We start from the raw sequence: 14,631 nt of genomic DNA, 5'->3' as shown, positions 1-14,631 counted from the left end.
CATGACATACGAAGAAAAAACAGACTGGCTTCCGGACGATCCCATTAACGAAGATGACGTCAACCGCTGGGAAAAAGGCATAAAAGACGCCCACACAGACCTGGCCGCCCACAAAAACGACATGAACAACCCCCACAACACAACAAAGGCGCAAATTGGGCTGGGGAACGTGGATAACGTGCAGCAGGCGGCGAAGAAGGATTTTGATGAACATGAGCAAGATCAGGTGCGGCATATTACAGAGGAAGAGAGGGTGAAATGGAACAGTGGACAGTTATCTAAGATTACAAATGATAATGGACAACCTATGTTCAATATCACGAGTGATTTCCATACGGAACTGTTGAACTATCCTACATTGACTTATTTTTCTTACAGTGGCTCACCTTTAAATTCTCCGGGTGGATCAGGAAGGGGATTTTGGACTTGCAGTGATAGTAAGTTATATGGGCATGTTATTGTGATGACAAATGATAATAGAACCTATCGCAAAACGTTATCAAATGGCAACTGGTCAGATTGGATTGAATTGGAGACAACAAATGGTGCTCAAACAAAGGTGAACGTTCATGCCGCCAAGTCGGATATACATGTAACACAAGCGGAGAAGGATAAATGGAACAACAGCCAGCTTTTTAAAATAACAGCGGATAATGGTCAAGGAAAACTATACTTAAATGAAACCGATGATTTCCATGAAATTGTACCAAAGAACACTGGAATGGTTCATTTTACATCTGCTTCTAATACAATCAATGGTCCTGGTACTGCAGTTAGAGGCATATGGACAGTTAATGCTACCGGAAATTACGGCCAGATTATTGCTTTTGATAATACAAATAAAACTTATCGAAAGACAATATCTGGAGGGAACTGGTCTGAGTGGACAGAACTAGAAACAACTGTGGGAGCACAGTCTAAAGTTTCTAATCATGCCATGGACTCAACAGCTCATATTACGACAGAGGAACGTAATAAATGGAATGCTGGTCAATTGTCTAAAATTACGAACGATGCGGGCGGGGTTCTAGTCTCAATAGGCGACGCAGATGATTTTCTTAGTAAAATTGTTCAAAACGGGGAGAAGTTTGGAACTTTTTATTCTACTGGAAAACCGACTAATGCACCTTCTTCATTATCTACAAGAGGATTTTTTCATTTTACAGCTACTGATAGTAATGGGAATGGAACTTTTGGGTACGTAGTCGCTATTGATTATAGGAATAACATGTTTACAAATTATCTTGATGCTAATTTGGGTTGGCAAGGATGGAATAAAGTTGAAACTGAAAGTGGTGCTCAAACAAAGGTTGATAAATCCTTAACTGATGCAAAAAACTATGTAGATACAAACTACTCAAATCAGAAACTAACCATTCTTACAGGTTCTAATGCAATTCAAGACGCAAGAACTGGTGGAGAATCTTATCCGCCAGGACTTACCTTTATGGATATTGGCCAAGGAAATACAACAGGTTATCCGCTAGGCTATGGAATTGTGAAAAATGAAAAATATAGTAATTATCGTTTTACACAATATTTTTATGGTACAGGTAATGAAACAAGTGTATATGCAAACAATACCGGAACTTGGATACGTCACTGGTGGTCTGGTTCAGGATGGACACCTTGGGAAAAAATCTCTGGTTTCGGGCATATGATTGCAAAAACAACAGGTAAACAAGCGCTGAATAAAGGGGAACAAAATAAAATATTATTTAAAAATGTATTGAAGGATAGCAATAACCTGTATGATCCATCGAACAGTAGATTTGTAGCAAGTCACGCTGGTATGTATTTGGTTAATGCCAGTTTATATTTTCAAAATACATTACAGTATTCCAATTTTGAGTTGTATACGTATGTGAATGGTTCGCAATATAAATTAATGAATCAGTTTAGAACGCCAGCTCCAAAAGATAATAGTGATTCAAAAAATTTTTATGTAACTGTTACGGGATCAGTTACGGTATCCCTTAATGCGGGTGATTATGTTGAAATCTACGTTTATGCGGGGTACACAGGTACAGAAACTCGATATATTGTTGATGATACGTCCATTAGTAAAAATTACTTTGATATCCTAGAACTCGGAGGCCGAAATTTCCCTACACTATAGGAGGTGCAAAATGATATTATACGACGCAATCATGTACAAATACCCTGACGCTGTGCCAAGAAAGGATTTCGAGCTGCGGAATGACGGAAATGGTTCCTATATTGAAAAATGGAACCTGCGTGCCCCGATCCCGACGCAAAAAGAGCTGGAAGCCTGGTGGGAGGAATCGCAAAAAAACCCGCCGTACGAGCCGCCTGATCAGGTGGAGCTACTTGCTCAGGAATTGTCGCAGGAAAAGCTGGCACGCAAGCAGCTTGAAGAGCTAAACAAAACGTTGGGGAGCGAGCTGTCAGATATAAAGCTTTCTTTATTATCTTTGAAAGGAGAGAGTGCTGTATGAATTATTGGGTGCTTGCCTTACATTATGATTGGGCGACGACAGATATGGTGAAGCAGGCCATACAATTCAAAGATTGTTCTAAAGAGGATCTGGCAGAAGGCGTGAACAAAAAACTGATCACTGTTGACCAATATGAAGAAATAACCGGTAAAGCCATATAGGCTTTTTTATTTTGCTCGTTTTTACATGAAAAGGAGGATAAAAATGGTCAAGTATCAATATGAGTTTCCTCTCGATAAGACTGGAAAAGCTGGAGCTGTGAAGCCGTATAGAGGAGAAAAAAACGATTTTGTCACACCTGTTTCGAATCTGTCAGGTGTAGCGGAGATTTTAACAAATGCCGCGCTTAAGGCCACTGAGGCATACAGTCAGCTCGGACAAGACCGGCTTGGTGCAGTCCTGGTTACGAAAGTAAAGGGCTGTGCGTATGCAGATCGTGAAGGCACGCTCTTTATAGAAGAAAGCGACAATAACAATATTTGGACAACGACGGCAGCAGTCAATGTAGCTGCGGGTGTCCTGACAGCGACTGACTGGGTGTATATCACAAAACGCTATTACCGCTTCCGATATGTGAACGGAAATCTCCAGCAATCGGAGTTTGTGTTATATCAATCAGTCGGCGCAGGTGAATTGGACGTACGCTTAAATGAAAATCTTCCTTTGCAAATTGATTTGAAGGAAAATCAGACAGATGACGGACGGCTGAAAGTGGAGGCCGGCAAAACAATTGATTTTGTTTTTCATGAGAATGCCGAGTCGGCTGGCGAAGGTGCTGCCTTATCCGTAGAAGGCGCCTCGCATTTACTCGTTGAAGTATTCGGCACAGCGGAAACGAGTGAGGTGAAATTTTGGGGAAAATCTTTGTCAGGACAGAAACTTCCAATTAAAGGTGTGAAATCGGATGATGCTTCTGCCGCTTGCAGCACCTTAGGCAAGGATGAGGCTTGGTCCTTTGATATTAAAGGCTTTAAGGAGATCGTGATGGAGATTGCCAGCATGACCGGCGGGAGTCTATCAATTAAAGGAACCGCGGTCTCTTAACCATTGCGATTGGCCTCGGAAAGGAGGTGATTCATATGTAAAGGAGGAGTGAATGATGCAGCAAGACATAGATGTTAATGTCTTTCAGCAGGATTTAGCAGACATAAAAGGTGAACAAAAAGCGCTGGAGCAGAGGGTTTCCGCATTAGAACGAGTGTCTGACCGGCAAGACCAGCAAATCATGACGCTCAACGAAAAATTAAACAAAATTGAAGAAAATACAACATGGATTAAACGCACCATCACAGGTGCCATCATCACAGCAGTGTGCACAGGGATCATCGGCGGAGCCATCGCCATTATGTACAACCTGCTGCAGCATTAAGGGGGATTATCATGAAAACGTATGATAAAGGCACGGTCACTAGGACGGTGCTTCTTTTGCTTGCGCTCATCAACCAGAGCATGCTGATGCTTGGCAAATCACCATTGGATATACAGGAAGAGCAGGTGAATCAGCTTGCAGATGCTCTGTATTCAGCAGGATCAGTGATCTTCACAATTGGGACAACACTAGCAGCTTGGTTTAAAAACAACTATGTAACAGAAAAAGGGAAAAAGCAACGCGACTTGCTAAAGGAAAATAATCTGACGAAATAAGGAGAGATGAAAATGGTTAACATTATTCAAGACTTTATTCCGGTCGGTGCCAATAACCGCCCAGGCTACGCGATGACACCTCTTTATATTACCGTACACAATACAGCGAACACGGCAGCAGGCGCCGACGCCCAAGCGCATGCCCGCTATTTGAAAAACCCTGATACGGCAACAAGCTGGCATTTTACAGTTGATGATACAGAGATTTATCAGCATCTGCCGTTAAATGAAAACGGCTGGCATGCAGGAGACGGGAACGGAAGCGGCAACCGAGCTTCTATCGGGATTGAAATTTGTGAAAATGCGGATGGCGACTTTGCAAAAGCAACTGCTAATGCCCAGTGGCTGATCAAAACATTGATGGCTGAACACGCTATCAGCCTCGCTAACGTGGTGCCTCACAAATATTGGTCAGGGAAGGAATGCCCTCGCAAACTGTTGGATACGTGGGACTCGTTTAAAGCGGGAATTGGCGGTGGCGGCAGCCAAACTTATATCGTGAAACAAGGTGACACACTTACATCCATAGCGAGAGCGTTCGGTGTCACTGTAGCTCAGCTGCAAGAGTGGAACAATATCGAAGATCCAAATTTCATTCAAGTAGGTCAAGTGTTAATTGTAAGTGCCCCCTCGTCCGCTGTAGAGCCAGAACTCTATCCGCTCCCTGACGGCATCATTCAACTGACAACACCATATACCTCAGGCGAACACGTCTTTCAGGTGCAACGAGCGCTGGCGGCTCTCTACTTTTATCCTGATAAAGGAGCTGTGAACAACGGAATTGACGGCGTTTACGGGCCGAAAACTGCTGACGCGGTTGCGCGTTTTCAGTCTGTTAACGGTCTAACCGCCGACGGTATCTACGGACCTGCGACAAAAGCGAAGATCGCTGCTCAATTAAGCTGATGAAAGAACATAAAAATCCCGGAGTTGCTCCGGGATTTATTTTTTCTTCCTCAATTTTTTTAGAATTCCCGCACTCCGCTCTCTCACCCGAAGCGAATAACCGGACAAGCCAAACCTCCCGTAATCAATAACCTTCACACGCCGCACCAATTTTTTCACTGTATCACCTGATATTATCCTCTGTTTGTTTTATTATATGTAGCCCCTTAAGAAAAGGAATAAGGACAAGAGCTGTTTTCCCTTGTCCTTTTAGTGTGATCATGCTTTTTTTCGTTTATACTCATCAATCAGCCGTTCGTTTTCTTTGAAGATTCTTGCTGTGTGCGGACTGACTTGATAGCTTGCGACACTGGTGGTTGAACGTTTTTTCAGGATTTTGAACGGTTTCTTTGCCCGTGGATGGCATCCGTTTTGAAACGCGTTTTCCATTATCCTTCACCTTCCTCCTCAATTGGCAGCACCAAATCATATATGCTCGTTAATGATGTGAAAAGCAAATAATCAAATTCTGTTACAATGCTGTCAGACGTCAGTTTGATGACATAGCTCTGTGTCTCGATTGTAAAGGGAATGAGCACTACTTTACCATACTGGTCGTAATAGACATCCTTTCGATCCAGCCTCGTTTGTACGTCAGCGGGATCCTCCATATGCTCTGTTAACCGGTCTTTATCAGACTGTGTCGAATAGTGACAAAGACTGGCTGTCAGATTCATTTTATCAGCATAGGTTTTCAGCAGTTTATCAATTCCTTGAGCATATGCTTCTATACTTCCATAATAAACATGAATCGGTTCGTTTTTCAATAGATATTGGTATGTTTTCAGCCGATCGAGATACATGTGGAGCATTTCATTGTTTTCTTCGAGAATTTCTCTTGTGTCTGTTTCCAGTTCACTGCCGGCCAGCTTTTTAACATAAGCACTCAAAAAGATAAACGCGTCAATTAAAGCAAAGCTGACAGCGACAATCACATACCGCTCCCAGTTTGTGAACAGGGAAGAGGGATCATATGTCCAGTATATCATGGCACCAAAAACAAACAGCAAATACCATGTTTTTCGGATGGCGGACATTTTTTCTTTGACCTTCGCTTCGAACCGCCACGTGGCGTATACGTAAAAGCCTAAAGCGGCCATAGTGCACCAGACCATGATTTGAAAGAATAAAAGCATACATCAATCCCTCACATCTGAAATAGGTTCTGATTATTGTATTCTAGAAATGCGGCTGGTTTTCCTGTTTCATCAAAAAAACCGCTCCTTTGACAGAAGCGGTGAAACATTAAAAAATCATATTTAAGATAAAGTAGGCGATGGCACCAAGTGTCGCTGAAATTGGAAGCGTGATGACCCATGTAATGAGCATCCGCTTAGCTGTGCCCCAGTTTACGCCTTTTACCCGGTGTGATGCACCGACGCCAAGGATAGATGAAGAAATGACGTGGGTTGTACTGACCGGCAAATGAATAAAAGTGGCGCCGAAAATAATGGCTGCCCCGGTTAAGTCAGCGGATACACCGTTTACCGGACGAATCTTCATGATTTTTCCGCCAACGGTTTTAATGATTTTCCATCCGCCGATTGAAGTTCCGAGACCCATGGCTGTCGCGCAGGCGAATTGCACCCAGGTTGGAATATCATTAGCAGAAGTATGTAAATTTGCTGTGATGAGAGCCATTGTGATAATTCCCATTGCTTTTTGCGCATCGTTTGTTCCGTGTGTATACGATTGCAGGGCAGCAGTTATAATCTGCACTCTGCGGAATTGCTTGTTCGTTTTCGCCAAATTGCTGTCCTTGAAGATCAGCTTGACGATGGTGTAAAGAATATAACCAAGGACAAAGGCAATAATTGGTGATAAAATGAGTGCCTCAATGATTTTAATGAAGCCCTTATAATTTAACGCAGTAAATCCGGCTGCCGCTACGGCTGCACCGGCAATCGCCCCGATGATGGCATGGGATGAGCTGCTTGGGATGCCGTAATACCAAGTGAGCAGGTTCCACGCTATTGCTGCGATTAAAGCAGCCAAAATAACAACAGAGCCATTTTCCAAAGTATAAGGGTCTACAATATCTTTCGTTATGGTTTTGGCAACACCTGTAAACGTCATTGCTCCGACAAAGTTCATCACTGCCGCCATTATAATGGCATGGCGCGGTTTTAACGCTTTTGTTGATACTGAAGTCGCAATTGCGTTCGCCGTATCATGAAACCCGTTGATGAAATCAAACGCCAGAGCAAAAATGACAATTAGTATCGTTAATATAAATAGAATATCCATTTTTATCCCTCGTTACGCGTTTTTCATAATGATGGTTTCAAGATTATTGGCAACACTTTGGCAAGAATCGGCAATTTCCTCAAGCGTTTCGTAAATTTCACGATATTGAATGACTTTAATTGGATCTGTTTCATTTCCGAAAAGATTCTTTAATGATTTTCTGTGCAGGTTGTCACAGCTGTGCTCATACTCTTTAATTTTGATCGCGTGAGGCTGAATATCCTTTAAGCGGTTTTCTGCCAGAAGCTCAATGGTAATCAAAATTTCTTTCGCGCATTCTCTGATGTAGCCGCTGAATTTATCGATATGCTCGTCTGATGAAGTAATTGAGAAAATCTCCATCATGGCAGAGAAATGTTCGATTCCGTCAAGCACATCATCCAGGCTGTTTGTCAGCTGAAGGATATCCTCGCGCTCAATAGGAGTGATGAATGCTTTGTTAAGCTCTTTGATCATGACATGAACATGATTGTCACCTTTTGTTTCATATTCCTTTAACGTATCTGCAAACTCTTTAAGCGTCGTTTGGTTAGTGACCTTAAAATTCAAAAAATATTCTGCAGTTTCGTCTATGTTCTTTGCAATTTCTGTTAAAAGGAGTGAGAACTTATCTTTTTTTCTTCTTATCATTAAAAACCCTCCATAGTTTGAATGAACAATGCACACATCAAATTATTATATAGCCTTTTGTCGAAAAAAAACAGGAAAAGTCGAAAAAAACGCGGCTTGACTTTTTCAGTAAAACGTGTCTCCTTATTTTGGCCTACTTCATCTCAAAAAAACGAACCAAGTTTGCAAAATCTTTCTGGTTAACGTAAAAAGTATATCAAAAGTTGTGTTTTTTTTGTCAACATTTATCTTCTGATTCACCAAAAAACGATTCCCTAAACAAGGGAACCGTTTTTTTTAGCTGGCTTTTCGTTTTTGCATCCAATAATACAAAGGGAGTCCGGCCAGGCCGATGAGAATTGATAATCCGCAGCTTAATGTGTCTGTAATGAGTGTGCTTCCCAATACAAAGAATGAACCTGCGATCGCCAATATCGGCATGAACGGGTAAAGTGGGACACTGTAAGCACGCGTTTTTCCCTTTGTTTGTTTCCGAAGAATAAATACTGCAAAAAAGGCCATTACGTAAAAGATATAGATCATAAAAATAGAGATTTCAGAAAGCTTATCAGGGTTGCTGATGAGCATCAGGATAATCGCTACAGCAATTTGGAAAGAAATTGCAATCCATGGTGTGCGGAATGTCGGGTGCACGCGGGACAATCTCTCAGCAAAAGGCAGCTGTTTTCGTTCAGCCATTGCAAAGGTCACACGCGGGAAAGAAAGAATCTTTCCGTTTAAACAGCCGAAGATGCTGACAATAATTCCGATACTGATCAGCTTTCCGCCGATTGAACCGAACAGCATGCTGGCAGCAGTGCTTGTTGCATTTTCTCCAAGTGTCACAATCTCGTTCGCAGACAGGATGTGAAGCAATGCAAAATTAATGAAAATATAAATTGCTGTTACAATTAATAATCCGCCCGTCATTGCGCGTGGCAGCAGCTTTTCGGGATTTTTCATTTCTCCGCCGAGAGCCGCAAGCAGGATCCATCCGTCATAAGCAAACAATGTAGCCAAAATGGCTGCCCCGAAATTCATATCAGAAATGCTTTCGTTTACTGCCGTAAAGATATGCTGATCGCCTTTCCAAAGACCGAAAATAATGATACAGGCAATCGGAATCAGCTTTCCGACCGTAGTCAGTGTTTGAACAAAACCGCCGTATTTTGTACCAATAATGTTAATCACACATAAAAAAATAACTGCTATAATACCGATTACCTTTGATAGTCCTGAACCCCAGCCAAAAAGATTTGCCATTAAAGATCCAAAATATAAACCGAGTGCACCGATAATCGCCGGGCCGTAAATAATAATCTGCACCCAGCCGCATAAAAATCCCCAAAACTCGCCGTAAACTTCTTCAAGGTACGTGTAAAGTCCGCCTGTTTTCGGAATCTGCGTACCGATTTCTGCAATCGTCAGTCCGCCTGCCAACGTTAATATACCGCCTAACAGCCACGCAAATAGCGCAGTCTTTGAGTCTCCTGAATAAGCGAGCACAGCGCCGGGCTTCATAAAAACGCCGGAACCAATAATGGTTCCAATAACAAGAGTAAGGGCAAACAAGAGGCCTATCTCTTTTTTCAAACCGTTTTCTTCATTATGCATGTCCTTAACCTCCTATGATGAAGCTTCGTGATGAAGAATCTATTTTTCATATTGTAAACCCTATTTTAGAAAACTGAAATAAAATAAATTTTCTGATTTTCGATAATTGCTATATTTACATTCGTGAAATCTGTGAAAACGTCTATTTTTTATCTCTTTAAACGAATAAAGGTGAGTGTAATCTTTTGTATTGTTCGTGTTTTATGAAGGGTGTTCAAGTGGAGAATGAACACAATAAATGGCTGGCGGCGGGACTTAGCAGGATGCCGGACCCAGATGAAGCTGATATGTTGACTTTCGTATGTGAATAAAATATCTTGTAATTAGGAAAATAAATAGACAGCTTTGATATAATATCTCGAAATCGAGATAAATTGACCTGGAGGGACAGCATATGAAAGTCAACGGCATTCACCACGTGTCCGCATTAACAGCTGACGCGCAAAAAAACTTGGATTTCTATAGTAAAGTATTAGGATTAAAACTAGTCAAAAAATCCGTAAACCAAGATGAACCGACGATGTACCATCTATTCTACGGAGATGAAGTGGCAAATCCGGGAACGGAACTGACGTTTTTTGAGATTCCCCGCATTGCGCCGTTTCATGCGGGAACAAACAGTATTTCTTCGATTGGATTACGTGTTCCAAGCACAGACGCGCTGCATTACTGGAAAGAACGTTTTGAAGAGCATCAGGTGGCGCATAGCGGTATCGCCCAAAGAGCTGGACGTGACATATTGGCGTTTGAAGATCATGAAGGACAGCGCCTTGTGCTGACTGCTGATGAGAAAGGCAAAGGTTATGGTCTGCCTGTTAAACAAAGCGGCATTCCGGAAGAAGTTTCATTTCGCGGGTTAGGGCCTGTTGAACTGACAGTGCCATACGCTGAACCAACCTTACACGTATTAACCAAAATTCTTGGATTTACAGAGATCAGCCGGGAGCCGGTTGAAGGACAGGGAACAGCGGTCATTTTAGAATCTGGAGAAGGCGGTGCGGCCACAGAAATCCATTTAATTGAAAGAAATGATCTTCCGCGCGAACGTCAAGGAAAAGGAAGTGTCCATCATGTCGCATTTCGCGTGAGAGATGAAGAAGAGCTTGCCGGATGGCACCGCATCATCAGCCAGGAAGGCTTTAGCAACTCAGGCATCGTTGAGCGCTACTATTTCAAGGCGCTGTATTTCAGAGAACCGAATGGCATTCTGTTTGAGTTATCTACAGACGGTCCGGGCTTTATGGTTGATGAAGAAATTGATGAGCTTGGCCAAACCATCGCTCTTCCGCCTTATCTTGAGCATAGAAGAGAGGAAATCGAAGCAAGATTGAAGCCGATTCAATAACGATATATTGTGATTCTTTGCCTTCCGGCGTCACCGGAAGGCTTTTTTTGTTCAAAAACGGGTGTGTTTTTATCAATATCTTAAATCTTGACATATACCGCATGCTGATTAGGTAGAAAATATCAGATTTGAATCAGGATAAAGACTCAAAAACCTTTGTTTTTATGGACAGATCGTATGAATTGGTTTCGGCAAAACTATTGCCTTTGTTTATTAATAGTTTTTTCACATTTGCTTGTTACACTATTTCAAAGGTAGACGAAAAGGAGTGAAGACACACGTGGAAAAGAAAAAGCGCGAGCTGGACATCTTCCTGATTCTCATTTTGCTCGCATCTGCATTCTTAAATATCTATAACATCTGGAATGACGATACGGTGAATCCTTATTACACCGCTGCAGTCACAAGTATGATGCAAAGCTTTCATAATTTTTTCTATGCCTCATTCGACGCGGCGGGGTTTATAACGGTTGATAAACCGCCTATTACGTTCCAGATACAAACCATCAGCGCCCTTATATTCGGTATGCACGGCTGGAGCGTCATCCTGCCTCAGGCACTTGCTGGTGTAGGTTCTGTCCTTTTAATGTATCTGTTAATAAAACCGACATTCGGTAAGACGGCAGCAAGGATCGCCTCTTTCATCATGGCATGTACACCGATTGCGGTGGCTGTCGCCCGGACAAATAATGTTGATGCGTTACTGGTATTTTTCTTATTGCTGGCTACATGGCTTCTCTTTAAAGCCATCAGAAAAGGAAAGCTGATCTGGCTGTTAGCAGCATTTTTCGTAGTTGGTGCAGGTTTCAACACAAAAATGCTTCAAGCTTATATGATTTTACCGGCTTTCTTATTGTTCTACCTGATTGCCGCAAATGCCACAATCAAGAAAAAAATCATTTCACTAGGAAGTGCATTAGTCGTATTAGCGGCAGTTTCGTTATCATGGCCGCTCATCGTTGACAATATCCCTGCCAGCAAACGTCCTTATGTCGGAAGCAGCCAGACCAACTCTGTTTTGGAATTGGCTTTCGGATACAACGGAATTCAGCGGCTGACAGGACAAAATTCCGGCGGCGGTCAGGGCGGGTCAAGCAAAGACGCAGCAAAAGAAATGCCTTCTTCGGAGAACAGTTCATCTGACGCTCAGGCACCGCCTAATCAGTCAACAAGCAGCAGCTCATCCAACGATGACAAATCTGCAAATGGCAATATGACGGCACCGCCATTCAATGGGGAAATGCCAAGCGGCGGTCAAGGAGGCCCTCCAAACGGCGGAGGAGATGACGGACAAGGCGGACCTGGCGGCGACGGAGGTAAGGGCGGTTCAGGCGGATCGAAAATGCAATCAGGTACAGGAATGTTCGGAACGGGAACACCTGGCCCGCTTCGGCTCTTCCAACAAGAACTATCTGATCAAATCAGCTGGCTGCTGCCATTTGCGATTTTTGGAATGGCAGGCTTGCTGATTGCAGGCGCGAGAGAAAGAAGAAGATTATCTGTTGAGCAGAAGGAGACGGTGTTCTGGGTTGCATGGCTTGTGCCGATTGCCGGATTCTTCAGTGTAGCAGAATTTTTCCATCATTATTATCTCATTATGCTGGCGCCGCCGATTGCTGCACTTGTCGGAGCTGGGTGGGGTGCGCTCGTTCAGTTATACCGAAGCCATACAGGCTGGAAGTCTTGGCTTTTGCCGGCGGCGATGGTTGCCACAACGGGATTTGAATTGTTTATTCTGAGAAACTACAACGATCAAATCAGTGTTGGATGGAGTATCGGCGTAGGAGTTATCGGTGCGTTATCTGCCATTGCTCTTCTGATTTTAAAACAGCGCCAAAAACCGCTCACATATTATATATCACTTGCAGGGCTTCTTGTATTGCTTGTGATGCCGATTTATTGGGCAAGCACACCTCTCCTGTACGGAGGGAACAGCTCTCTTCCTGAAACAGGGCCGCAGCTCGCTTCAAGCAGCGGAAAAGGCATGGGAATGAACGAGTCGAGTGTAAATGAAAAATTGATTGAGTATTTAGAAGAAAACAGCTCCGGAGCGGAATATTTATTCGCCACAACTGATTCAAACACAGCGGCTCCGTATATTATCAAAACGAAAAAGGCCGTCATGACGATCGGCGGATTCAGCGGTTCTGACCCGGCCATCACGCTGACTCAATTTAAAAAGCTCGTAAAAGAAGGGAAAGTAAAATACTTCTTGGCTTCAGGAATGGCGAAAGGCGGAAACAATGAAATTGTCGAATGGGTACAAGAAAACGGCAAGAAAGTTTCTTCTGATAAATGGCAGTCAAGCTCTGATCAGACTGATTCATCAGGTACGGCAAGCAAGAGCAACGCTTCAGGCCAAACCGGCAAAATGGGCGGCGGGCCTGGCGGAATGAACCAGTCAGCTACATTATACGAACTAAATGCTGATGAGTAGGAGGAAAAAACATGAGCAGACATATTCAATATTCAATTGTGATACCTGTGTATAATGAAGAGCTTGTCATTCATGAAACCTATCAGCGCTTAAAAGAGGTCATGGATCAGACGAAGGAAAACTATGAGCTGCTTTTTGTCAATGACGGCAGCAAAGATCGCAGTATTGAGATTTTAAGGGAACACAGTCTGATTGATTCGAGAGTGAAAATCATTGATTTTTCCAGGAATTTTGGGCACCAGATCGCGATTACAGCGGGAATGGATTATGCACAGGGGAATGCAATCGTCGTTATTGACGCCGATTTGCAGGACCCTCCTGAGTTAATTTTAGACATGATTGAAAAGTGGAAGGAGGGCTATGAGGTCATATACGCCGTGCGGACAAAACGAAAAGGGGAAACCTTTTTCAAAAAACAGACAGCGGCCATGTTTTACCGGCTTCTCAGCAGCATGACAGATATTGATATCCCGATAGATACCGGGGATTTCCGTCTCTTGGACAGAAAAGTCTGTGATGAAATGAAAAAATTAAAGGAAAAAAATCCTTTTGTCCGAGGCCTCGTCAGCTGGGTAGGCTTCAAACAAACGGCAGTTGAGTATGTACGTGATGAAAGGCTTGCCGGAGAAACGAAATACCCGCTTAAGAAAATGCTGAAGCTTTCAATGGACGGCATTACGACATTTTCACATAAACCGCTGAAGCTGGCAAGCTATGCCGGGGTCTTAATGTCAGGCGCAGGTTTTCTGTATATGTTTATCGTGCTGTATTTGAAGCTGTTCACTGACAGCACCATTACCGGCTGGTCATCGCTTCTTGTCATCCAGCTTCTGTTCAGCGGCATCGTGCTTCTGATATTGGGGATGATTGGTGAATATATCGGCAGAATCTATGATGAAGCCAAAGACCGGCCGCTTTACATCGTACAGAAATCGTACGGGATTGAAAATAAAAGACTCTATAGAGACCAGCATATGTCCTGACCAGAAGCCCCTGTCCTTTACGGACAGGGGTTTTATGTATCAAAGTAAAGATGCTGATATGGAAGGGAGAAGGAGAGAAGAAGGGATTGTGAGCTTGCACTGCGGTTCAGGCAAGCGAAATTAGCTGTTAGATTGAGGGGTTTTTAAGAAACGCATGATCACAGCCGTACCTGTTATGTTTAATAGAATACTGGCCCCCAGTGTAACTCCCCATGCCAATGTTGCTGCAGGAAGGAGATAGCTTAGCATCAGAAAAGCCAATCCTGCGCAAATCATGCTCAATCCCATGGTTTTCATGTCATACCTCCTTTTAAACAATGTTTCAAGCATCTGATTAGAATGAAATCA

At 43.0% G+C, this 14,631-nt stretch carries 17 protein-coding genes; 10 read left to right on the top strand and 7 right to left on the bottom strand.

The window, feature by feature from the left end; translation table 11 throughout:
* The first annotated feature begins 1 nt into the window (after position 1).
* Genes NST16_RS11080 through NST16_RS11050 form a run of 7 tightly spaced genes read left to right on the top strand, consistent with a single transcriptional unit; the run spans position 2 to position 5,009 of the window.
* Complete coding sequence (locus tag NST16_RS11080; RefSeq protein ID WP_445684582.1) at positions 2–2,119, top strand: terminase; 2,118 nt, start codon at positions 2–4, stop codon at positions 2,117–2,119.
* A 10-nt stretch (positions 2,120–2,129) separates the two neighbouring features.
* Positions 2,130–2,459, top strand: a complete 330-nt coding sequence (locus tag NST16_RS11075; protein WP_340886524.1) for an XkdW family protein — start codon at positions 2,130–2,132, stop codon at positions 2,457–2,459.
* Positions 2,456–2,620, top strand: a complete 165-nt coding sequence (locus tag NST16_RS11070; RefSeq protein ID WP_286058657.1) for an XkdX family protein — start codon at positions 2,456–2,458, stop codon at positions 2,618–2,620. The genes NST16_RS11075 and NST16_RS11070 overlap by 4 nt, the downstream gene beginning before the upstream one ends.
* A gap of 43 nt (positions 2,621–2,663) precedes the next feature.
* A complete protein-coding gene (gene xepA, locus NST16_RS11065) occupies positions 2,664–3,503 on the top strand; it encodes a phage-like element PBSX protein XepA (protein WP_340886519.1) in 840 nt (279 codons plus the stop codon).
* A 55-nt stretch (positions 3,504–3,558) separates the two neighbouring features.
* Positions 3,559–3,828, top strand: a complete 270-nt coding sequence (locus NST16_RS11060) for a hemolysin XhlA family protein (protein WP_044156228.1) — start codon at positions 3,559–3,561, stop codon at positions 3,826–3,828.
* A gap of 11 nt (positions 3,829–3,839) precedes the next feature.
* Entirely contained in the window at positions 3,840–4,103 is a 264-nt protein-coding gene (locus tag NST16_RS11055; RefSeq protein ID WP_010333919.1) for a phage holin, read from the top strand.
* A gap of 12 nt (positions 4,104–4,115) precedes the next feature.
* The gene (locus NST16_RS11050; RefSeq protein WP_168747522.1) at positions 4,116–5,009 is read left to right on the top strand and encodes an N-acetylmuramoyl-L-alanine amidase; all 894 of its coding nucleotides are present in this window, start codon (positions 4,116–4,118) and stop codon (positions 5,007–5,009) included.
* 36 nt (positions 5,010–5,045) lie between these two features.
* Here NST16_RS11050 and spoIISC read toward each other — a convergent pair whose 3' ends face one another.
* The 6 genes from spoIISC to steT all read right to left on the bottom strand — a co-directional run bounded on the left by spoIISC (position 5,046) and on the right by steT (position 9,518).
* On the bottom strand, positions 5,046–5,183 hold the full coding sequence (spoIISC, locus tag NST16_RS11045) for a three component toxin-antitoxin-antitoxin system antitoxin SpoIISC (RefSeq protein ID WP_128568473.1): 138 nt from the start codon (positions 5,181–5,183) through the stop codon (positions 5,046–5,048).
* A gap of 84 nt (positions 5,184–5,267) precedes the next feature.
* Positions 5,268–5,438 (bottom strand): type II toxin-antitoxin system SpoIISB family antitoxin, encoded by a 171-nt coding sequence (locus NST16_RS11040; RefSeq protein WP_024121090.1) that lies wholly within the window; start codon positions 5,436–5,438, stop codon positions 5,268–5,270.
* Positions 5,438–6,184, bottom strand: a complete 747-nt coding sequence (locus NST16_RS11035) for a type II toxin-antitoxin system SpoIISA family toxin (protein ID WP_268471127.1) — start codon at positions 6,182–6,184, stop codon at positions 5,438–5,440. The genes NST16_RS11040 and NST16_RS11035 overlap by 1 nt, the downstream gene beginning before the upstream one ends.
* A 109-nt stretch (positions 6,185–6,293) precedes the next feature.
* Positions 6,294–7,295, bottom strand: a complete 1,002-nt coding sequence (locus NST16_RS11030; protein WP_010333925.1) for an inorganic phosphate transporter — start codon at positions 7,293–7,295, stop codon at positions 6,294–6,296.
* A gap of 12 nt (positions 7,296–7,307) precedes the next feature.
* Positions 7,308–7,925 carry a DUF47 domain-containing protein gene (locus NST16_RS11025; protein WP_010333926.1) on the bottom strand — a complete coding sequence of 206 codons (618 nt, stop codon included), beginning with the start codon at positions 7,923–7,925 and terminating at the stop codon, positions 7,308–7,310.
* A gap of 276 nt (positions 7,926–8,201) precedes the next feature.
* Positions 8,202–9,518 (bottom strand): serine/threonine exchanger, encoded by a 1,317-nt coding sequence (gene steT / locus NST16_RS11020; protein ID WP_168747524.1) that lies wholly within the window; start codon positions 9,516–9,518, stop codon positions 8,202–8,204.
* 394 nt (positions 9,519–9,912) lie between these two features.
* Here steT and NST16_RS11015 point away from each other — a divergent pair, with 394 nt between their 5' ends.
* The 3 genes from NST16_RS11015 to NST16_RS11005 all read left to right on the top strand — a co-directional run bounded on the left by NST16_RS11015 (position 9,913) and on the right by NST16_RS11005 (position 14,283).
* The gene (locus tag NST16_RS11015) at positions 9,913–10,863 is read left to right on the top strand and encodes a ring-cleaving dioxygenase (RefSeq protein WP_326197183.1); all 951 of its coding nucleotides are present in this window, start codon (positions 9,913–9,915) and stop codon (positions 10,861–10,863) included.
* Positions 10,864–11,143: 280 nt separating this feature from the next.
* Entirely contained in the window at positions 11,144–13,300 is a 2,157-nt protein-coding gene (locus tag NST16_RS11010) for a glycosyltransferase family 39 protein (RefSeq protein WP_340886501.1), read from the top strand.
* An 11-nt stretch (positions 13,301–13,311) separates the two neighbouring features.
* A complete protein-coding gene (locus NST16_RS11005; protein ID WP_340886498.1) occupies positions 13,312–14,283 on the top strand; it encodes a glycosyltransferase family 2 protein in 972 nt (323 codons plus the stop codon).
* 120 nt (positions 14,284–14,403) lie between these two features.
* Here NST16_RS11005 and NST16_RS11000 read toward each other — a convergent pair whose 3' ends face one another.
* Positions 14,404–14,580, bottom strand: coding sequence for a hypothetical protein (locus NST16_RS11000; RefSeq protein ID WP_168747531.1), 177 nt, complete (start codon positions 14,578–14,580; stop codon positions 14,404–14,406).
* Positions 14,581–14,631 lie beyond the last annotated feature (51 nt).

The organism is Bacillus sp. FSL K6-1005 (assembly GCF_038000225.1).
In the GTDB taxonomy this organism is placed as follows: Bacteria; Bacillota; Bacilli; order Bacillales; family Bacillaceae; genus Bacillus; species Bacillus mojavensis.
This window is presented reverse-complemented; position numbering and strand designations above follow the sequence as displayed.